This window comes from Halobacteriovorax vibrionivorans, from assembly GCF_003346865.1.
Lineage (GTDB): Bacteria > Bdellovibrionota > Bacteriovoracia > Bacteriovoracales > Bacteriovoracaceae > Halobacteriovorax_A > Halobacteriovorax_A vibrionivorans.
In genome coordinates, this window is the sequence record NZ_QDKL01000004.1 from 15,650 (window position 1) to 35,133 (window position 19,484).

Sequence of the window (19,484 nt, forward strand, 5' to 3'; positions counted from 1 at the left end):
GCCTCATTTAAGAGGCCTTTTTTATTTCTTAAAATGATCTAAAAACTCTTGCGGCGCCTTACTTAATTTACGGGTTTCATAATCAAAGAATACAATTCCATTCTTAGCAAAGGCAATGGTTTTACTTCCACAGCTAAACTTATATAAGAGATCATATCCGTACTCATTGATATCTTCGACATACATTTCCACCTCGAGGAGATCACCGTAAAAAGCCTCACCACGATACATATAGGCAGCATCGGCCTGGATAAGAGACTTCCCAAAGCAATCAAGTTCTGTATGTCCAATAGACTTTAGGAAACGTAGACGACCTTCGTGACAAAGAGTTGCCACTGCATCATTTCCCATATGGTTACCATAGTTGATGAAATTAACAGTTAATTCAATTTGAGTTCTATAGTCTGGTTCCCTATTTGGAACACTTAATTTGATTCTTGTCATACAAGTATTAAATGACAGAAGTTCTAATTCTTCAAGTGTTGCTTTAAAAGATCTCGCATGGCAACCTTGCACTTTCCTGTAGAATTATAAGTAAGAATATCAACAACCTCTGTCTTAATCGCTTCTGTATCTTTTGATATTACATTAGAATCCATAATTGCAGCAATTGAACGTCCATTACATTCCTTGGCAGCTTTAACTACGGCGTCATTAAAATCAAAACCATCAATCTTATAATTTTTATTATTTAATAGATATCCTAATATCTTTTTCGAATTATTAGCAATTGCATGAATCAAGAGAGAATTATCAGGACATTCTTTATAATCAAATACCTGACAGACTTTTTTATCATACTTTGATTCACTAACGCTGATAATGTCTTTTAGTACTTCTAAACGGTCATATTTAATAATATTTTTATATATAAACTTATCATTTAACCATTCTAATTTTGAATCTTCTCTCATGCCAGTTTTATAATATGAAACAAACTCGGATTTATCCTTGTTTTTAATTAGAGTTAAGGCCTTTGGTGATTCCTGCAAGTGATAAAGTCTCATTATTCCATAAGCAGACTCATTTTCATGGGAGATTTGAAAAACAAAAAATAAAATAACAACATGTATTGTTGCTAAAGTTCCTATAAACTTTAAATTCTGAAACAATTGATCTCTGAAGTTAAGTTTAATTAATCTTGTAATTTCGTGTTCATTTTCAGTCTTATCCCCAATCAATATTCTTCTAACAAACATCAAGTCAAAAAAGAGAACAAAGAGAAAGATTGAAAAATCAGGGGCCTTACTATTATCAAAGATCGATTCAAGAATAGTTACAACTAGTAAAAGATTTGCACCAACAAGAGTTATTATCAAAAGAAATGAGGGGATATTAATTAACAATATTCTTATATCACCTTTTGTTTTAAAAATTGCGACCTTATCAATAAAGTTCACTGTAGGTAGTATTGAATACAGAAACGGAATTTGAGCCAAAGCTAAAGCATAAAACAGAATACGTTCTGTTAAAGAATAGCCGATAAAAATATCGTCAAAGATATAGCTCGCTAGATACAGAAGACTTATAGAAGTATAAGGATTTCCTAAAAGTTTTTGAGCAATATTAATTACAACTTTTTCTTTGTAACTCAGAGGAAGCGCAAAGCTATAGAAATCGACTCCCTGGGGGCCTTTCCAAAAAAAGAATCTCGACTTTGACTTATTTAAATAAAGGCAGAAACCTAAAAGACTTATGAAATATGTTGGTAATGCATAAATATCGAAGAATAGATTTACGCCATAGATGACAAATGCCAGTAAGACAGCACACAGTGTTTTAATGAGAAATAATTTCTTATTTTCAGCAAAGTGAGAAAGGATAATTCTTTTTACAATACTAGGCTGCTTCATCACAAAGCTCCATATCTTGAATCATCACAACACGATTACTATTAAAAGTAGTGTCTTCAGGAATATTTGTTGCCATCAAAACACTTCTACCGCGTTTACACTCTTTTGCTAGTTCTTCACCTAGTAACTTCCTAGCAGCTCTATCTAGGACAGCAGTAATTTCATCCATTAAAATAAACTCAACTTCAGAGCTTATCGCTGCAATAAATTGTATTCTGGCCTTCATACCAGTAGAAAGTTCATAAACATACTTATCTCGATCTAGGCCAAATTTAATCAATAACTCTTCTTCTCTTTGAGAGTTATAATTTGGATACAAGATCTTATAATTATCAAGAATGTATCCAACACGAGAATTCTCATCAAAAGTGAGATCATGTGAGTTTAAAAATAAAGACTTAAATAACTCATGCCTTTTATTATTATATGGTGACAGCCCTAAAACACTAACATATCCGTCTAGAGGATGGCGAAGACCAAGAAGTAAGTTAACAAGAGTACTCTTACCTGAACCGTTCTTTCCAAGAAGAATAACAAATTCTCCTTTATTGATTTGAAGATTTAGATTTTTGAAAATAACTTCACCACTGGGATAAGTATAAGCAAGGTTTCTGATATCGAGGATACAATTTGAACTCATAAGAACTGCCTTAATGAATATATGATTAACTTTAAACAGCAATCATAACAGCAGTATAAAAATATCCAAAAATCAGAGTCTTATGTGTCGACTAAATAAAGACTGGTGCAATTATTTGAGGCGGCCCTAACCTATCAATTCATCAATATAAGAAATGACATCATCAAGGTTCTTCTTAATTCCCTTGTAAGAGAGAGTATCGTCAGTCATTGAGACAATGGCCTCTTTTAAGAGTTTAAGTTCTCTTGCAGGAATCTGCGCAACATCAAGAAAGTATGTTCGAATTGTAAATAAGCAAATATTCTCTTCTGCTAGACCTACCATATGCTGGCGTTCAATTCTCATATAGAGCTTGTGATTGCCGTCATTTTTAAAGCTTCGGCCATACCATAACTCATCAGAAACACCCTTAGGAGATTCAGGATGATGGTTTAGTCTCGTATCAGTTGAGAGTCCCCATGCAAACCTCTTAAATGGCCCTCGCTCGATTAGCGAGCGGGAAAGCCTTGTTGCATTCTTAGCAATTTGGCCAAAGTCTGCAACAGGTATGTGGATATGATTGAAGTCTTGAGAGATCTTCTCTCTAGGGTCCCAGTGATTTGGAAAGCATAGAGAAATAGCAATGGCCTTCTCACCTTTCATAAGAGCGAAGTCTTCCTGTGTATTAAGTGTCATCTGCGCAATAGAAGAATAGTCTTTACTTGCGCATTGATTTAAAAAGTTTTGATAAACACTTTCGTTACTTAAAAATTCTTCATCTAAGCAAAGATACTTATCTTTATTCTCATTAAAACAAATACTTTTTTGCTCAATATAATCATTAAAGTTTTGGTCTTTTAAAAAGACATCGCTATCAAGTGGAGAAAGGCCAGGAGAGACTTCATACTTACCTTTTCTTAAAGGAAATAGCTCCTCTTTAAATTCGAGTGGTTTTACTGGCGCATACATTACTTTATAGCCCTAATACTTTTTGTAAACGATCACCAATTTGAGGATGAGTTAACTGGCCAGAAAACTCTTTGGCCCAATCAACATGCCCTTTTGTATAAACATGTACTGGTGCAGCAGTGTGCCCACTTGTTGCCCAAACAACATTCTGCTCACTTGCGATGGCCTTAGCAATTAGTGATGTTCTGATATTTTTAAGATCATAATAATAATGATCATGATATCCTCTAAACTTAGGCACCTCACCTTTGTATAATTTTAAATTCTTTCTCCTGCGTTTTTCTTCAATTGCCTTAGCTAAGATTTCGCTACACTTACTAACACTTAAACGAACTGAAGTTGTCTCTTCAATAAGATCACATAGCGTTGAAGAAGTTTGCTGTGACTTTTCTAAATCTAAGAAGTCATCCCAAAGCTTAATTAAATTTGTCTTTTGAGAATATAGAAGATCTAAGACTCGATATGGGCCATAGTTGATAGATGTTTTAAACTTACGGTCTTTAAAAACTGAACCAGACAATTCAATCTCATCCTCTATTTTTCCAATATTATAACCAAATCCAAATCCACCTGTTTCATGATCCGCTGTAATAACTAAAAGTGTATCAGGGTCCTTACTAACCCAATCACTGATCCAATTAACAGTTTCATTAAATGAAAGCATCTCATGGAGCATACTTCCAGCATCATTTTGGTGACCGGCCCAATCAATTTGGCCACCTTCAATCATAAGAAAGAAGCCATCATCATTTTTAGAAAGAGTTTCAACAGCACTCTTTGACATCTCAAGAAGAGTTGGAATCTCACGTGACTCATCTTCTTTTTTATCACGAAACCATAAAGCTTCTGGCATATTGTGATTCGTGAAAAGACCTAAGACTTTCTTAGTTGGATCGATATTAGTAAGCTCACTTCTTTTATGAATTACTTGAAAGCCTTTATCTTTTGCCTCTTGTAATAGATTGCGATCATCTTTTCGTTTAGACTTAAGTGTGAAATGACCTTCTATTGCACTCTTCGTTCCCTTAGGTACAAAGCGGTTGGCCCCACCAGAAAACATAAGATCAGGAGCAACTTCAATCATACTTTGAGCAATTCTATCTTCAGACCATCGATTTGCAACATGAGCAGCAAAAGAGGCCGGTGTCGCATGAGTAAGTCTTGTATCTGATACCAGTCCAGTTTTGAGTCCTTTCTTTTGTGCCTTTTCTAAAATAGTTTTTGCAATCTCTCCTTCTTTATCCAATCCAATCATTTCAGACCTTGAAGGTGTACCAGTTGCTAATTGTGTAGCAGAACAAGCAGAGTCTACAACAATGCTCCCATACGGCTGAGTTGCAGAAACACCTAATTGATTAGTGTTCATATTTGCAAAGGCATAACGAACATTCTTCATCTTCGGATTTGAATTATATTTTAAGTAGTAATTTAATAATGAGATCTGACCTGGCCCCATTCCATCACCTATCATTAAAATAAGATTTTTTGGCCCTTTATTTGATGAGCTATTCATACAACTAGAAAGCAATAAAAGTGCACTTAAAAAGAAAGTAGAAGATATAGACCTATTAATCATTTATTATCCTTTAATATTTCGTTGAATATATTATTTTTTGCGTAATTGAGTAGTTCATCACATTCTAACACGTAATTTGTCCAAGCATGGAAACCTGATGAAAATTCCTTAAAGCTTACTTGTACACCTTCACGCATAAGTTTCTCATAAAACATAATACTATCGTCATAGAGAACATCATACTTTGCGACATAGATATTTGTCCTTGGAAGTAGAGATAAATCATCTGAGTAGAGAGGGAAAATATCAGGATCTTGAAGATGAATATCGCGATCAGAAATTGCATAATCAAGTAACTTTAAAAGCATTGATTTCGATAGGCCTGACTCCTCACCACTTTCAAAGCGATGTGCAGAGTCCGAGTCAAAATCACTTTGATAATGACCGGTAATAAGATGAATCTCTTTAATATCTAATTGATCGCTACGTTTTGCATTTTCAAGAGCACAAAGTGTAACGAGATTTGCACCGGCAGAAGTTCCAGTTAAGATAAACCTTTTAACTCCGCGTTTTTTTAAGTCTAATAGTAGCTTCAAGGACCAATCCACAATCTCTGGGATCGTCACTTCTGGACAAAGAGGATAATCAGGACACAGGATTGTTCTTCCAGATTCATTATAGAGGGCCTGACAAAATTGGGCCCCAGTTAACTCATCACCTGTTACATATCCACCAGAATGAAAGTGTAAAATACACTCTTGTTCGATTTTACTCTTATCTTTTGTCCATACAAGTATGCGTCGATCATCAAAAGAAAACTCGTCTTCTACATATTGAGTGTTCTCTTTTTCTACAATGGCCATAGCGCGACGTAATTCTTCGAGAGTAATTTTTGAAAATCGCTTTATTCCAGCATCAAAGAAAGCTTGCATAGATGCAAGTCTCTTTGTTGTTAGAAAGTCACGTATTGTTTCATTCATAGTTAAATCTTATTAAGTTCATAATAGTAAAGCCTGCTAAGTATATAAATAAACGCCTGATAATTAAAGATACTTCAGCTCATATTTTCCGACTAAAACAGTATGAATTTATTTCAACAGAAATTTCATAATAATCTGTTATTACACCGCAATAATTAACCTAAACAGATTCAACAGAGGTGATAAATATGAAACGAATTTTAGCTGCAACTTTTATCTTTATACTTACTTCAAACCCTGCATATGGTGCACAAGGTGAACAAGAAAAGAAAGAAATGAAAGATAAACAATCGAAATCACAAAAATCAAAAGTAGACAAAAAGAAAACAAGTGATCGCGATCCTGCAAGTATAAGTGGAAAAGAAGTGAGTTTAACGGAGAAGCATTACTTAATATATGAATAATTTTTTAGTAACAAAAACTAGGAACTGGAGACTATGAGCATTAAACAGAAAAATACATTCAACCCTAAGGCCATTATCTATGCTGGTATTGGTGCAATTATTATTCTTCTGATCATAGCTGGCGTTAGTCGTGTTCAAGGTGCTGTTGTAAGTCAAGATAGTGGTGCAGTAGAAGATGTCACATTTTCTGAAGAAAATAAGAATATGTCTAAAGAAAAGGATTATGCAGACCAAAAAAGCATGCCTCAGGAAGACTCAAAGCGTACCCCTGCTTCATATGATGAAAAAGAACAGAAGATAGAAAGAAATATGGAGTATCACGATAAAGAGTACTTATATGATAGAAAATATAAGTAGTGCAAAATTAGATTGTGCACAACTTAAATTCATGATAATGTCTCCTTAGGATATAAACTAAGGAGACCATTATGAGTATTTATGATTACAAAGCAATCGATATCAAAGGGAATGAGCGCTCTTTAAGTGAATTTAAAGGAAAGAGTTTACTTATTGTAAACACTGCAAGTAAGTGTGGTTTTACTCCTCAATATGAAGGTCTTCAAAAGATCTATGATAAATACAAAGACAAATTAGAAGTCTTAGCATTTCCTTGTAATCAATTTGGAAAGCAAGAACCTGGTAATTCTGAAGACATTCAGTCTTTTTGTGATTTAACTTTTAAAACATCATTTCCACTTTTTGAAAAAGTTGAGGTCAATGGTGAAAATACTCATCCACTATTCCAATATTTAAAATCAGAACTTCCAGGCCTTCTAGGTAGCAAGAAGATCAAATGGAATTTTACAAAATTTCTTATCGACAGCGAAGGCAATCCAGTAAAAAGATATGCTCCTATTGATAAACCTGAGAGCATTGAAAATGATATAAAAAAGAGTTTTAAATAATGAGTGATGAAATTCTCTACATTGAAAACCAAGTTTGCTTTAGCCTATATCGATTAAGCAAATTGATAACAAGTCAGTACAGGCCTTATCTTGAAGAGATAAACCTTACTTATCCTCAATATCTTGTCATGCTTGTTCTATGGGAAGATGAAAGAGTTAATATGTCTGAGCTGGGAGATAAGTTATCACTTGATACCGGAACACTCTCCCCTCTTGTCAAGAGGCTTATTGAAAAGAAACTTGTTGAGAAGAAAAGATGTGAGGAAGACGAGAGAATTGTCTATATAACAACAACGACACAGGGAAAGAAGTTAAAGAAAAAGGCAAAATCAATACCTCAAAAGCTACTTTGTTCAAAAGAAATAGATATTAGTGAAATACAAAAGCTAAAAGCTGAAGCAGATAAAGTATATAACCTATGGAGCACACATGAATAATGAAGAAATTTTAAAAGCACTTAATTGGCGATACGCTACAAAGGTCTTTGATAAAGACAAGAAGATATCAGACGAAGATTTACACGTATTAAATGAATCCTTGAGACTCGCTGCGAGCTCGTTCGGTCTACAACCATGGAAGTTCATACTTGTTAATGACAAAGAGACACGTGAGAAACTAAGAGAATATTCTTGGGGACAAGCTCAAGTTACAGATGCTTCTCATTATGTAGTACTTGCATATATGACAGAACTTAATGAAGAGTATATTGAAAAATTTGTTCAATCAATTGCTGATCAAAGAAAAGTTGAGCGCGAAGGACTACAAGGTTACTACGATGTAATGAAAGCGGCACTTATTGACGGGCCACGATCAAAGACTATTTCAGAATGGGCACAGAGACAGACTTATATCGCAATGGGACAACTACTTATGACAGCTGCGATACAAGGCATTGATACTTGTGCAATTGAAGGAATCGTACCTGAAGAATATGATAAAATTTTAGGTCTAGAAGGAACTAAGTACAAAACTCTAGGTACAGTGGCACTTGGTTACCGCTCTGATGAAGATAAGTACAAAGACCTTGAAAAGGTTCGATTTAGTTTTGATGAAGTATTCAAAGTTATCTAATTGGTAAAGGCGGCCTTTGGTCGCCTTTTTATTAATTATAAGTTAAACTTCATTTATGATTTTTATTCCATTTATTATTTTCTTTGCTCTATTATTTGGTTATTTCTTCTATAAGCATTATTCACAAAAACTTGCTCGTAATTTGGCATTAAAGAAGTTATCTGAAAAAAAACCTGCCTGGAAAGAATTCTTAAGAGATGAAACGAAGTTATTTTCTCAATTATCACAACAGGAACAAGAAAGACTCCTAGACTCTATTCTTATTTTCTATAGTGAAAAAAAATGGTCAACAGAGCTAAGTGAAAATGAATGTTTAAAAACTTCATATTATGCATGCCTACCAATCTTTAAAAGAAAAACTAATTACTATCCAAATATTAAAGAGATAAATTCAATGTGGAGCTTTCAAGAATGGCTTTCTCAAAACGAGAAACAATTCGAAATCGACTTTGGAAAGATGGCCTTAAAAGAATTGCGAGGAAATTTCTCCTACTATTCTGAGCTATTTTTTGAATCTCCAAACGAGCTACAAACTGATCATCCAGCAGTTTACGATAAGCTACTTAAGTTTTATCAAGTGGAAGTTTAATAGAAGTCTGAATCATCATCGCTATATGGATGGACTTGTTTGTAATTGCTTCCTTGTTCAATATGGGCCTTTATATTTTGAAGATTCCACTTAAAAGTATTTGTCACACTTCTTTTTGTAATAAAACGAAATATCTGCTTCCACATAAAGTAATTGAAACTTGATGTTTCTTTCTCTAATTCATCGCGCTCTATATAGCCAGATCGAAATGTCAGAGAAGTTTTATTTTCGCCAAGCTTCTTATAGATTTGCTCCACAAGAAACTCTCCCTTTTCGTTATAGTTGAAAATATCCATGAATTCGTTGAAGTTATAGGCCCTGATTTGCTTATAATACTGATCCTTATTCTTTTCTATTTTGGTCGTTGTTTCGTCCCAGAAAGTCCCTTTTTCATCTGCACGTCTAAAACATCGCCTAGTAAAACCGATATCACTTTGTTTAAGATTGGCATTCCAAGGGCATTCACTAATTGGGCAGCTGACTATCTTATAAAAGTAGGTTGACCACTTTCTTGCATTCTCATTTTTTGAATTATATGCCCATACATCATCAATAGATGCGTCAATCACAACAGTAAACTCTGCATAATCGCTTGGCCTTGTATACTCAGAGGCAGCGATACTGAACGATAAGATAATGAGGAGAATATACTTTATCATTTGCATAACGTATCTCGACACGACGCACACGACAAGAGACTATATAAATTTACCATTGCCATCTAATTCATAAATGATTAATATATCTTGGCAAATCAAGTGATTTCAATCTGCCTAGGTGGTGAAATTGGTAAACACGCACGGTTGAGGGCCGTGTGCCGCAAGGCTTGCTGGTTCAAGTCCAGTTCTAGGCACCATTCATTCAAATCCCATAATTATTTTCGAAGTATAGAGCTTTTTAATTAAAAGCAAGCCGTAGGCGTGCTGGTTTATCGCCAGGATGGCGTGTATGCCGACGAAGGCAGGAGCCGAAAGTCGGCCAAGTCCATCGCGTACCTGCAAACTAACCGAAAGTCGGCCAAGTCCATCGCGTACCTACCAGTTAGCTACCAACGACCTGTAAACTACCCACTAAATACCTACCAAAAACCCGACAACTTACCGAAATAATTAAAATCTGTTCCGATATTATACGGCCCTGTAATCACTTCAATAAAACATAAATTATCGACAACCAATGTTAAATTGTTAATCAAACAAACAAATAAAACTTAGGGAGATTAGAGATGAATAAGATTAAAATGACCTCATTAGCATTGCTCTTAGTTTCGTCAACAACAGCAACTGCCGGAATTACAGACTTCTTTTCAACTAAAGATAAGGTTATCAAAGGCTCAGCACAACACTTCTATGATGACTCACGCTCAGACGCTCTAACAGAATTCGTACAAGATATTCATAGTGAATATGGGCTATTTATTGCTCGTTTTAAGGAGCATAGTGAAACATATATCGGTGCTCATAACAAAGATAAGATGAAGCGCTTTGGAACAGATGTAACAGCATATAGTGACCTAACGTTTTCTAAGCACGGTGATTCATATCGTTTATATTATACGACATATGCTACTGGAAGACCTGTCATCATCAAGTTAGATAAGACTCACAATGATCAAATTGATGGCCTATTTGAAGACATGACCAAGAAAGCTGATCATGTGAAAATTGAAGGTACAAGAAGCTTTTCAAGAGGTGGAATCTCACTAACAGCAAAGAACCTTAAAGATGTTAAAAGCATCACGCTATCTTGTAAGGAAGAAATACACTCAGATAACAGCGGTGGAAATCGTTGTCTAACAAAGACTGGCGGTATCGACTTTGGAAACAAGGAAACAAAAGTTGAAATCAAAGGTGCAAGAAGAAATACAGAAGTTCCAAAGAAGAACTTGAAAACTTGGGCGCAAGATTACTGGAATAACAAAATATAAAAAGCATGAAGGCCCTTAGTTAAGGGCCTTTTTTTATTTCTGAAATACAACCTCATAAAATTCTGTAACAACATCTTCATCGTCTAAATCAACAATACCCCAATCATTTAAATATGGTGTAAAGAAGTCACGATGGGCCTTTTTCCAGTGCTCCACTGACAGATCCCCTTCTCCTTCGGCCTCAGCTATCTTCTTAGATATATCACTGAACTTATTAATTTCAATAGCAATAGTCTTAACAATACAGCGAGGATTATTCTTAGAATCTAGTATTATCCAGAAATTATCAACTTCAGGTAAAGGATCTCCTGCTAGCTCATAGTCCTTAACAAGACCACTTCCGGCACTTTTCTTACCTGATAAATACAAAGCAAGAAGCTCATCTGCAATTTCAGCATTACCTGCAATTGATATCTCAATATGGGGATGATCTAACTTCTCATCGAGTGTTTCTTCATATAAGTCCCAAAATTCCTCTGGAGTTAAGCTGCTCATCTTTAAATTCCTTTCTAAATCCTTATTCAATTCTTTATCATTATATAAAAAGAAAAAGGTGCTCTAGGGCACCTTCTTTTATTTAAGCATACATTCAAGTTCGATCGTATATTTAATTCTAAATACTACGCTTGGATGTACCCATATCTTCAAGATAGAATTTTAGGCGTTTTTCAATTTCTTCAAGAGCAGCAAGACGGATTTCCATTGCTGTTTGGCATGAACGTGTTGATCTAATGGCCTTGATACTTTCCTTAGATGGAATGGCCATAACTGGACGTCTCTCTTCTTTTACCTTTGCTACCTCAGCTTCAAATTCATTAACGAGTTCAGAAAGTGGCTTCACTTCTTTTGAAGCACTCTGCTCTTGCTTCACATCATCGCCAATTGGAAAATGCTTAGAAGCAGGAAACATCACTAAGACGTCATTATTAGGTGTTGAATTTGAATCTGTAAGTTTCATTAATTTATAATCCTCGGTAAATTAAGCATAGTGCTTATTAATAAGTCACTATATATAAAGCATAACTCAGGCCAAGATATTTTGGGATGCCCCATGTAATATTGGTAGGTTGTTAAAAATGAACGTCAACTTTTTGGTCAATAGTGCTTTAGATAGACAATTATAAATGAATAATTCCAAACACTTAAGCGTTTTTTATTTAGTTAAAATAGTGATCAATCTCTAGGGCGAAAGAACTTCCTCTAATTTTACCTAAATAAGGAGCATGGTAAAATTAAAGAGTGAAAAGAGTCAATTGTATGCAATGCAAACATTACTATAGTACTTGGGACAAATACGCCCCTCGTGGATGCCGAAAATTCGACATGAAATCCACTACTATGCCTTCAATACTCGTAAAACAAGAAAGCGGTAACGACTGCCAATTCTATGAACAAAAAGACCATTTTAAAAATCGTGGAAAAAAAGGAAAGTTAGATAATTTGAATGACCCTAAACTATGGTAATTCTTTATTTTGCTCAAAGTAACTTGGGCCAGCTTCTTTAATCATTCCACCGCCAAGACAGACCTCTTCCCCATCCATTTGAGTATAGAAAACAATCGACTGTCTCTGAGCAATTGCGCGTTGAGGCTCATCGAACTCAACTTTTACAAAATCATCAGCGACCTCAGTGATTGTACAGGCTTGATCTTTTTGACGGTAGCGAATCTTGGCCTTAACTCTTTGGCCAACGCTTGGAGCGAAGTCTTTATCAACCCAAGAAAGCTCTGTTGCAGTTAAGTAATCAGCATATAAAGCACCGTGCTTTTCACCACGCTCAACTAATACAACATTTCTTTGAGTGTCTTTACCAACGACAAACCAAGGCTCACCAGGTCCACCAAGGCCTAATCCCTTTCTTTGTCCAATTGTGTAAAATGCTGATCCAGAGTGGCGCCCAACTTTCGTTCCATCAAGAAGCTCGAAGTCACCTTCTTTGATTTGAATATAATTTGAAAGGAAGTTCTTGAAGTTACGCTCACCAATGAAGCAGATCCCTGTTGAATCCTTCTTATCATGAGTTATGAGGTCATATTTCTTAGCAATTTCACGAACCTGTGGCTTTTCAATATTTCCAACAGGAAAGAGAACCTTATCAAGAACATCTGACTTGATAGTATAAAGAAAATAAGTCTGATCCTTATTATTATCTAGGCCCTTAATTAAGCGTGATTGGCCGTCAATTTTCTTCGTTTGACAGTAGTGGCCAGTTGCAAGATAGTCTGCACCTAGCTCCATTGCTTTATTGAAGAAGACCTTAAATTTAATTTCACGATTACAAAGGATATCTGGATTAGGAGTGTAACCTTGTTCATATTCTTCGAGAAAATTTGCGAATACATTATCACGATACTCTTTTACAAAATCGACTGAGTAATATGGAATATCTAATTTTTCACAAACCTTGATAACATCTTCAAATTCTAGAGATGCCTTACAATTCCCATTTTCGTCCTGCTCTTCCCAGTTTTTCATGAACATGCCAATAACGTTGTAGCCTTGCTCTTTAAGCAAAGCTGCACACACTGAAGAGTCAACGCCTCCAGACATACCAACGATTACTGTTTTTCCATTTCCGATACTTGTCATGTGCCTCTTTTAGCACATTTAGCGCCTAGAGGTCTAGTGCCCATGAAGCAATGGCCATGGCAATATTGGTAGTTGAGTGATGTAAAGTCTTTATATTTATTGAGGAGACATGATCGGCCCTCGAATGGATGCGGTTTCCATTGAAATCACTCTCCCAATTTTGAGTGTAGACAACACTTGGGATCTCCATTTTTTGAAATGAGACATTATCACCATTAAGGAAATTCTTTGAATGAGTTTGAAAGGTTACACGAAAAGTTCCCTCAGAAGAGGCGGCATAAAAACTTTGTGCGATAGACTTTTCAAGATTATGTAGACTTGAAGAAGGTGTAGAATAATAGAGTTTCATATTGCCAAGCTTCTCTTCCTTATCAAGAGTTTTTGTATCGTATCCAAGCATTAATAATTCAACATATGAATAAACTCTTATTCCTTTTTCTAAGGTAAGATTCTTTGCATAATCGTACGAGCCAAGAAATCCAAGTTCTCCAAAATCAAAGAAGACTACCCTTACTGTTTTCTCTAGTTCTAATTCAGATAGAATATCAATAAGAGCAAGAGCGGCCACAACACCAGAAGCATTATTGTCAGCTCCAGGCTGTACACCCCCCTCAATCATTTCTAATTTCTTCTTATTATATGCAGCGGTATCGAAGTGAGCACCCACGACAATGACTTCATTAGGCTTTTTTATGCCCTTCTTCTCCCATACAATATTATGGCCATTTGTTGATTTTAATTTATCAAGATGGGCCTCACGTTCTTTAGTAAACCTCTCCCACTTTACAAGCTGAGATTTTGTTAACTTCCCCTTTGTTGCATCAAGATCACTCTGATACATCTTCTTGGCATATTCGATATCTGGAACAAATTTTATACTCTTAACGCTAGTATTCTTTTTACGAACATTATTATTAATGTAGTCTAGAATAAACTTCTGTGCTTTTTTATTTCCCTCAGTTCCCACGTAGCGATTAGGTCTTGTTTGCTTAACAAAGCTTGTAAGAATGTTTTCGATATAATCTTCTTTAAATTTAGATACAGAATAATATAGCTTTCTTGCACGCTCTGGTGAGCGTTTTGACTTATTAAGCTTATAGCTTTGTGAATAACTATTTGATGTAATGATAAAAATAATCGATAAAATAAAATACTTCATTAAAACCCTATTTCTCTTTTCTTTGGTAGTGCCTGAGTTTCCTCAAGCTCTTCTTTTTCTCTTTTTGAAAGTGGTAACATATAGAATTGGCCATCAACAAAATGACCGCTTTGATAAACTTTGGCATGGCCGATGGCCTTTGCAGAAGGAGCATCTTTTAAGAAGAACATAATCGTATCTCCTCTAAATACAATGCCATTCTTTTTATCTTCTAAATCAAAGAAGATATTTCCATTGTTTAAAAGATATAAAGTCCCTTTGAATGTATTTCCATTTGATAGGAGACTTCCATAACATTCTAAAGGCTTTGCTGTATCGACAACATTGAAATTTTCAAAATGATGACAGATTATTCTTTCAAACTCTAATTCTTTATTCTTAGCAATAAAAATATGTCCTCTAGACATACTGATAACGACAATTTGTGAGTCGGGAACTCGGGGATTTCCCTCTTTTGTTTTATAATGAGTCTGGCCGAGATGATATCTGAAGTGAGCATCGTGTGCGCCAACAACATTATCATTTGAATGATCATAGATATTACTTTCCCTAATAAACTTAGGGGCCACGTAACGAGGATATAAATCACATAGCTCATCTGACTGGTATGTCTGTGCACGAGCTTTTTTCTTGGCCTTAAGTTTTTCGCGAGTAAACGAATTAGCACTTACCAGTGCTCCAATTCGATCTACTTCTGAAGTATTAAGATCAGCAATAGGCAGAAGTAATCTTGAAAGACTCTCTTGAGATAGATTACTTAAGAGATGGCAATCATTTTCATTTGGATCATTTGGTCGCACAAGTCCAAATTGCCCATGATTTGCAATGACCTTGCAGTAATGGCCAGTAGCAATCTTAGTTGCTTTTAGGGCCTCAAGCTTTGAATTTAGAATATCAAAAATCAATGTCGCGCGATCGAGACTTGGATTTTGCCAAATCCCAGCAAATCGTGATTTTAACATCAATGAGATGACTCGATCTTCAAATTCAGAACTAGCATTTGTTACATAGAAAGGAATCCCAATTAAGCGACAAATATCCTTTATCTGCTCTTGAGGTGCACAAAACCAATCCTTAAAAATATGATTAATTCTTCTGACCCATTTAATCTTTTCAAAACGACGAAGTCCTTCTTTCATTTCTTCATCATCAGCTAGTTCATCAGGAATGCGCCCTTCGGGAGTAAGTTTCGTTTTAAAATTAGTAACGAAGTCTTCATCTTCCTGCGTCACACGCTCAAAGAATGAGATATTAACACCGATACAATCGTATCCTTGTTTCTTTAATAATAAGGCCGTGACAGCAGAATCGATTCCACCATCCATACCGATGATAACTCTTTCACGTTTGGATTTTTGCATACTTATATTATATGTGATTTTGAAAATTTATGTAGTGTGGATGTATTTTCAAGGCATCATTCCAAACCAAAAAGCTCATATATTTCATTGACATAACTCAGCGCAAAAACGGATAATATTTCTCTAAGGGATACAACAACACACAAGGAATTAAAAAAGTAGTTATGAGCACTAATAACAAATCAAGGAAGAATAAAAAGCTTAAGTTTATTGATATTTTCTCAGGTGCCGGTGGCTTTAGCTGCGGACTAGAAATGGCCGGACTCGAATGTGTACTTGGAATTGACTTCAATAAACACGCAATGGATACATTTGCCCTAAATCACAAGAAGGCCTATCCATATTGTGGTGATATATCAAAACTTACAAACAAGAGAATTAAAGAAATTCTAGGTGATACTGATGTAAACCTAGTTGTTGGTGGCCCTCCTTGCCAAGGTTTTTCAACTGTTGGCCCAGGAAATCCTGATGATATTCGTAATAAACTTTTTTTAGAATTCGTAAGAATTGTGAAGTTGGCCAAACCAGAATTTATTGTTATTGAAAACGTAACTGGTCTTCTGGCAAAGAAAAACGAAATGACTTTACAGGCAATCTTTAGAAGATTTAATCGTCTCGGCTATAATCTCGACGTAAAAGTTCTAAGCTCTCAGCATTACGGAGTCCCAGAAAAGCGTCGTCGTACAATTTTCATAGGATCTCGAATTAATGAAAAGGTTGAGTTTCCAAAAATTACACATGACACAGTTGTTGCAAAAACATATCGTCCACCAGTTACAGTAGGAGAGGCCTTAAGTGACCTTACCGATAAAAATGGTAAAATTCATAATCATGATCTAGACAGTGCAAAAATAAAGTCAAAATTAGATTTAAAAAGAATTAAGAGAATTCCTGAAGGAAAAGGAATTCGTTATGAAAAAGATGAGAAAGCATATTTAACACCAGCAACGAAACTGGGAGTTGATTGGAAGAATATGCGCGAAGGTCGCTTTAGACAAACGAAGTATCAAAGACTTGATTCAAAAAGTGTTTCTCCAACGATAATGACTCATCGTCATAGCTACTATCATCCAACTGAACACCGCTACCTAACACAAAGAGAAGCTGCAAAAATTCAAAGCTTCCCTAATCACTTTGTTTTTAGTGGCCCAATCTCTGCTCAGTGGAGACAAATTGGAAATGCTGTTCCACCTCTTATGGGTAAGGCCATTGGTACTGCCATTAAGAAAATGCATAAGGCCCACCTAAAGGCCAAGCATGACGGTAAAGTAAATAAGAAGACAAAAGTTAAAAGTATCATTAATGATGTTCGAGGAGGAGCATTTGTTTACCGCTAAGAACATCCTATTTAGTACTCTACTTCTTGTCATCGTATCCTGTGGAAGCTTTCAAAGAAGTAGTGAAAAATATCATGACATTGCCGAGAGCTCTAAATGTCATACTAAGAGAGCTGCAATTGATCTAGGCTCAGGTTCCACAAAACTTGTGGTAGGTCTCGTTAATACTTGTAAAGGACTTGTTGAAGGAATTCTTTTTGAAGCACAAAGAGCAGTTCCTCTTAAAGAGGCCCTACAAGCATCAAAAGAAAATGAAATCACTCCTTCAATGATTCAAAAACTAAGTGCAGTTTTTGAAGAGTTTAAATACATGGCCGATCATCAGGGTGCAAGTGACATCAAGGCAGTAGCAACATCTGCATTTCGAACGGCCGATAATGGTGAAGAAGCAGCTGAGATAATTACCGATAACAGTGGCATACCTCTTACAATTATCTCTCAAAAAGATGAAGCTCGTTTTGCATATTATGCGGCCTTATCAAAAACTAAAACAATGAAACTTTCTAAGAAGTCTCCAGTTGCTGTTTGGGATATTGGTGGCGGAAGCATGCAAATAACAAAGCCACTTGCAGATGGAAGTACAAAGGTTGCCCTTTTAAAAGTCGCTTCTGTTCCATTTAAAAATCTTGTTTTAAAAGAGTTATATCCAGATGGTACGAAAACACCTAATCCACTAACAGAGGAAAGAGCACTTCGCTCAATGGATCTAGCACGATTTATTTCAAAACAAGAATTTAGTCGTTTTGGTAATTTAAAAGGATATCAAGTCATTGGTGTTGGTGGTGTTCATTACTATAGTATTGGTGGACAATTTAAAAAGACGAATCGAATTTATAACCAATCGACTCTCCTATCAAAACTACTTGAAAGATCAAAGCTCAGTGATAAAGAAATCGACAGTAAATACGCTGTAACAGATGTGACAAATCTCGCACTTGTTCTTGGCTTCATGCAAACACTAAAAGTCGATCAAGTTAGGCCACTAAAGATCAATATGGCCCACGGACTTCTCATTAATAAAGATTTTTGGAATTAACCAAACTTACCGTCTGGTCGCTTTGTTACAAGTGGCCAGAAAAACTTTATAAGATAAATGATAAAGCCTAATGTCCAAAACCCACTAGCATAATGCAGTGAAGTCTCATAAAACTCATTCCATATAATCGGCACAAATACTCGTATCAATGCCCCAATTATAACGAAGACAAAAGAGATAATTATATACTTATCTGCCTTAATAATTCGCCCTGTATGACCAAGAGAAACACGAGTCATCATTCCAATAGCAACACTACCTAAACCGAAGGCCAATAGCATATGCAGTGGTGCTTGAGAGAATCCAATGGAGCCATTAAAGAATCCAATTAGCTCCATAACTAGTCCGAAAACAAGTGCAAATGAGCCAATATATAAGACTGCAATCATTGGCTCTTTCATACCGATAAGAGGCTTCCAGTATAGAACTCGTAAAGTATTAAATATAATACAAATTAGATAGACAATAATTATCGCCGAAGGACTTAAAAAGAGAGAAAGAGGCAATGCTAATATAATTAATGTTAAGATAGAAAAACGTTGTACGAATTTTGGAACATTAATTTTCAAATCTAAATCTTTAAAACGAGACTTTGTAAAAAATGGAATGACCCGACCAAGAATTAATAAAATTAACAATCGAATAATGGCACTAGCAGAGTTCTTTGAAATGTCTTGGAGACTTAAGCTATCACTCATATATCCATAGGTGTGAAGAATAGATAGTATCCATAAGGTGCTAAGTAGAGGAATAAAAATATAGACTTGTTTATTCTTTCTTAGTTTTAAGAAAAGAAGAATAATTGAAGCAGGATAAAAGATATTGAGCAATATAATAGACCAATTATGACTAATATTTAGGAAATAAGAAAATCTCTCCATCAACCATAAGGCGACAAGAAAGATTAAAAAACATCCACGATATGGAGTTGTTTGCGTCCAATGTGAGCTTGCTGTAAAAAGAAAGCCAATAATAAGTGCAGAAGTGAACCCAAATAACATTTCATGGCCATGCCAGAATAATGGATCAAAGTTAACTAGACCAAGATCAGTTCCCTTAACAAAAGCACTAACCCAAAATGTTACATTAATAATAGCAATAATGGCCGCTAAAAGAAAAAATGGCCTAAAACTTATATTAAATACTGGAAGAGTATTTTTCATAAGTTC

22 protein-coding genes and 1 tRNA gene are annotated in these 19,484 nt (G+C 35.3%); 10 read left to right on the top strand and 13 right to left on the bottom strand.

What is annotated here, in order from left to right:
• Positions 1–21: 21 nt before the first annotated feature.
• The 6 genes from DAY19_RS14575 to DAY19_RS14600 all read right to left on the bottom strand — a co-directional run bounded on the left by DAY19_RS14575 (position 22) and on the right by DAY19_RS14600 (position 5,937).
• The gene (locus DAY19_RS14575; protein WP_115363782.1) at positions 22–516 is read right to left on the bottom strand and encodes a thioesterase family protein; all 495 of its coding nucleotides are present in this window, start codon (positions 514–516) and stop codon (positions 22–24) included.
• Positions 468–1,853, bottom strand: a complete 1,386-nt coding sequence (locus tag DAY19_RS14580; RefSeq protein WP_115363784.1) for a hypothetical protein — start codon at positions 1,851–1,853, stop codon at positions 468–470. Before DAY19_RS14580 ends, DAY19_RS14575 begins: the two co-directional genes overlap by 49 nt.
• Entirely contained in the window at positions 1,840–2,493 is a 654-nt protein-coding gene (locus DAY19_RS14585; protein ID WP_115363786.1) for an ATP-binding cassette domain-containing protein, read from the bottom strand. Before DAY19_RS14585 ends, DAY19_RS14580 begins: the two co-directional genes overlap by 14 nt.
• Positions 2,494–2,619: 126 nt before the next feature.
• A complete protein-coding gene (locus DAY19_RS14590) occupies positions 2,620–3,441 on the bottom strand; it encodes a heme-dependent oxidative N-demethylase subunit alpha family protein (RefSeq protein ID WP_115363788.1) in 822 nt (273 codons plus the stop codon).
• Between the two features lie 4 nt (positions 3,442–3,445).
• Positions 3,446–5,017: an alkaline phosphatase gene (locus DAY19_RS14595; RefSeq protein WP_115363790.1), complete on the bottom strand. Its 1,572-nt coding sequence runs from the start codon at positions 5,015–5,017 to the stop codon at positions 3,446–3,448.
• Entirely contained in the window at positions 5,014–5,937 is a 924-nt protein-coding gene (locus DAY19_RS14600) for an alpha/beta hydrolase fold domain-containing protein (RefSeq protein ID WP_115363792.1), read from the bottom strand. The genes DAY19_RS14595 and DAY19_RS14600 overlap by 4 nt, the downstream gene beginning before the upstream one ends.
• Positions 5,938–6,125: 188 nt before the next feature.
• Between DAY19_RS14600 and DAY19_RS14605 the strand changes: the two genes are divergently transcribed.
• The 6 genes from DAY19_RS14605 (at position 6,126) to DAY19_RS14630 (ending at position 8,906) form a co-directional block, all read left to right on the top strand.
• Positions 6,126–6,341: a hypothetical protein gene (locus tag DAY19_RS14605; protein WP_115363794.1), complete on the top strand. Its 216-nt coding sequence runs from the start codon at positions 6,126–6,128 to the stop codon at positions 6,339–6,341.
• 33 nt (positions 6,342–6,374) lie between these two features.
• A complete protein-coding gene (locus tag DAY19_RS14610; protein ID WP_115363796.1) occupies positions 6,375–6,698 on the top strand; it encodes a hypothetical protein in 324 nt (107 codons plus the stop codon).
• Positions 6,699–6,769: 71 nt separating this feature from the next.
• Positions 6,770–7,246, top strand: coding sequence for a glutathione peroxidase (locus DAY19_RS14615; RefSeq protein ID WP_115363798.1), 477 nt, complete (start codon positions 6,770–6,772; stop codon positions 7,244–7,246).
• Entirely contained in the window at positions 7,246–7,683 is a 438-nt protein-coding gene (locus DAY19_RS14620) for a MarR family winged helix-turn-helix transcriptional regulator (protein ID WP_115363800.1), read from the top strand. Before DAY19_RS14615 ends, DAY19_RS14620 begins: the two co-directional genes overlap by 1 nt.
• Entirely contained in the window at positions 7,676–8,317 is a 642-nt protein-coding gene (locus DAY19_RS14625; protein ID WP_115363802.1) for an NAD(P)H-dependent oxidoreductase, read from the top strand. The genes DAY19_RS14620 and DAY19_RS14625 overlap by 8 nt, the downstream gene beginning before the upstream one ends.
• A gap of 55 nt (positions 8,318–8,372) precedes the next feature.
• Complete coding sequence (locus tag DAY19_RS14630) at positions 8,373–8,906, top strand: zinc-dependent peptidase (RefSeq protein WP_115363804.1); 534 nt, start codon at positions 8,373–8,375, stop codon at positions 8,904–8,906.
• On the opposite strand, the gene DAY19_RS14635 is transcribed toward DAY19_RS14630, so the two are convergent.
• On the bottom strand, positions 8,903–9,565 hold the full coding sequence (locus DAY19_RS14635; protein WP_133296991.1) for a hypothetical protein: 663 nt from the start codon (positions 9,563–9,565) through the stop codon (positions 8,903–8,905). The genes DAY19_RS14630 and DAY19_RS14635 overlap by 4 nt on opposite strands.
• Before the next feature lie 112 nt (positions 9,566–9,677).
• Here DAY19_RS14635 and DAY19_RS14640 point away from each other — a divergent pair.
• Positions 9,678–9,762, top strand: a tRNA-Leu gene (locus DAY19_RS14640).
• Positions 9,763–10,131: 369 nt separating this feature from the next.
• Positions 10,132–10,833 carry a hypothetical protein gene (locus DAY19_RS14645; protein ID WP_115363808.1) on the top strand — a complete coding sequence of 234 codons (702 nt, stop codon included), beginning with the start codon at positions 10,132–10,134 and terminating at the stop codon, positions 10,831–10,833.
• A gap of 33 nt (positions 10,834–10,866) precedes the next feature.
• On the opposite strand, the gene DAY19_RS14650 is transcribed toward DAY19_RS14645, so the two are convergent.
• From DAY19_RS14650 to DAY19_RS14675, 5 genes are all read right to left on the bottom strand, one after another.
• Complete coding sequence (locus DAY19_RS14650; RefSeq protein ID WP_115363810.1) at positions 10,867–11,328, bottom strand: ASCH domain-containing protein; 462 nt, start codon at positions 11,326–11,328, stop codon at positions 10,867–10,869.
• A 118-nt stretch (positions 11,329–11,446) separates the two neighbouring features.
• On the bottom strand, positions 11,447–11,791 hold the full coding sequence (locus DAY19_RS14655; RefSeq protein WP_115363812.1) for a hypothetical protein: 345 nt from the start codon (positions 11,789–11,791) through the stop codon (positions 11,447–11,449).
• Positions 11,792–12,288: 497 nt separating this feature from the next.
• Positions 12,289–13,422 (bottom strand): tRNA 2-thiouridine(34) synthase MnmA, encoded by a 1,134-nt coding sequence (gene mnmA / locus DAY19_RS14665; RefSeq protein ID WP_133296992.1) that lies wholly within the window; start codon positions 13,420–13,422, stop codon positions 12,289–12,291.
• 25 nt (positions 13,423–13,447) lie between these two features.
• On the bottom strand, positions 13,448–14,581 hold the full coding sequence (locus DAY19_RS14670; RefSeq protein WP_115363816.1) for a M28 family peptidase: 1,134 nt from the start codon (positions 14,579–14,581) through the stop codon (positions 13,448–13,450).
• On the bottom strand, positions 14,581–15,942 hold the full coding sequence (locus tag DAY19_RS14675) for an adenine nucleotide alpha hydrolase family protein (protein WP_115363818.1): 1,362 nt from the start codon (positions 15,940–15,942) through the stop codon (positions 14,581–14,583). The genes DAY19_RS14670 and DAY19_RS14675 overlap by 1 nt, the downstream gene beginning before the upstream one ends.
• A gap of 164 nt (positions 15,943–16,106) precedes the next feature.
• Here DAY19_RS14675 and DAY19_RS14680 point away from each other — a divergent pair, with 164 nt between their 5' ends.
• Positions 16,107–17,279, top strand: coding sequence for a DNA cytosine methyltransferase (locus tag DAY19_RS14680; protein WP_115363821.1), 1,173 nt, complete (start codon positions 16,107–16,109; stop codon positions 17,277–17,279).
• Positions 17,266–18,315: a Ppx/GppA phosphatase family protein gene (locus DAY19_RS14685; protein WP_158536926.1), complete on the top strand. Its 1,050-nt coding sequence runs from the start codon at positions 17,266–17,268 to the stop codon at positions 18,313–18,315. The genes DAY19_RS14680 and DAY19_RS14685 overlap by 14 nt, the downstream gene beginning before the upstream one ends.
• On the opposite strand, the gene DAY19_RS14690 is transcribed toward DAY19_RS14685, so the two are convergent.
• Positions 18,312–19,478, bottom strand: coding sequence for an NnrS family protein (locus DAY19_RS14690; protein WP_115363824.1), 1,167 nt, complete (start codon positions 19,476–19,478; stop codon positions 18,312–18,314). The genes DAY19_RS14685 and DAY19_RS14690 overlap by 4 nt on opposite strands.
• Between the last annotated feature and the right edge of the window lie 6 nt (positions 19,479–19,484).

Excerpts from the sequence above, each read along its gene's own strand:
- DAY19_RS14635 (WP_133296991.1), bottom strand. The coding sequence starts at position 9,565 with ATGATAAAGTATATTCTCCTCATTATCTTATCGTTCAGTATCGCTGCC.
- DAY19_RS14625 (WP_115363802.1), top strand. The coding sequence starts at position 7,676 with ATGAATAATGAAGAAATTTTAAAAGCACTTAATTGGCGATACGCTACA.
- DAY19_RS14610 (WP_115363796.1), top strand. The coding sequence starts at position 6,375 with ATGAGCATTAAACAGAAAAATACATTCAACCCTAAGGCCATTATCTAT.
- DAY19_RS14670 (WP_115363816.1), bottom strand. The coding sequence starts at position 14,581 with ATGAAGTATTTTATTTTATCGATTATTTTTATCATTACATCAAATAGT.
- DAY19_RS14655 (WP_115363812.1), bottom strand. The coding sequence starts at position 11,791 with ATGAAACTTACAGATTCAAATTCAACACCTAATAATGACGTCTTAGTG.
- DAY19_RS14675 (WP_115363818.1), bottom strand. The coding sequence starts at position 15,942 with ATGCAAAAATCCAAACGTGAAAGAGTTATCATCGGTATGGATGGTGGA.
- DAY19_RS14680 (WP_115363821.1), top strand. The coding sequence starts at position 16,107 with ATGAGCACTAATAACAAATCAAGGAAGAATAAAAAGCTTAAGTTTATT.
- DAY19_RS14645 (WP_115363808.1), top strand. The coding sequence starts at position 10,132 with ATGAATAAGATTAAAATGACCTCATTAGCATTGCTCTTAGTTTCGTCA.
- DAY19_RS14605 (WP_115363794.1), top strand. The coding sequence starts at position 6,126 with ATGAAACGAATTTTAGCTGCAACTTTTATCTTTATACTTACTTCAAAC.
- DAY19_RS14595 (WP_115363790.1), bottom strand. The coding sequence starts at position 5,017 with ATGATTAATAGGTCTATATCTTCTACTTTCTTTTTAAGTGCACTTTTA.
- DAY19_RS14585 (WP_115363786.1), bottom strand. The coding sequence starts at position 2,493 with ATGAGTTCAAATTGTATCCTCGATATCAGAAACCTTGCTTATACTTAT.
- DAY19_RS14590 (WP_115363788.1), bottom strand. The coding sequence starts at position 3,441 with ATGTATGCGCCAGTAAAACCACTCGAATTTAAAGAGGAGCTATTTCCT.
- mnmA (WP_133296992.1), bottom strand. The coding sequence starts at position 13,422 with ATGACAAGTATCGGAAATGGAAAAACAGTAATCGTTGGTATGTCTGGA.
- DAY19_RS14630 (WP_115363804.1), top strand. The coding sequence starts at position 8,373 with ATGATTTTTATTCCATTTATTATTTTCTTTGCTCTATTATTTGGTTAT.
- DAY19_RS14620 (WP_115363800.1), top strand. The coding sequence starts at position 7,246 with ATGAGTGATGAAATTCTCTACATTGAAAACCAAGTTTGCTTTAGCCTA.
- DAY19_RS14650 (WP_115363810.1), bottom strand. The coding sequence starts at position 11,328 with ATGAGCAGCTTAACTCCAGAGGAATTTTGGGACTTATATGAAGAAACA.
- DAY19_RS14580 (WP_115363784.1), bottom strand. The coding sequence starts at position 1,853 with ATGAAGCAGCCTAGTATTGTAAAAAGAATTATCCTTTCTCACTTTGCT.
- DAY19_RS14690 (WP_115363824.1), bottom strand. The coding sequence starts at position 19,478 with ATGAAAAATACTCTTCCAGTATTTAATATAAGTTTTAGGCCATTTTTT.
- DAY19_RS14615 (WP_115363798.1), top strand. The coding sequence starts at position 6,770 with ATGAGTATTTATGATTACAAAGCAATCGATATCAAAGGGAATGAGCGC.
- DAY19_RS14600 (WP_115363792.1), bottom strand. The coding sequence starts at position 5,937 with ATGAATGAAACAATACGTGACTTTCTAACAACAAAGAGACTTGCATCT.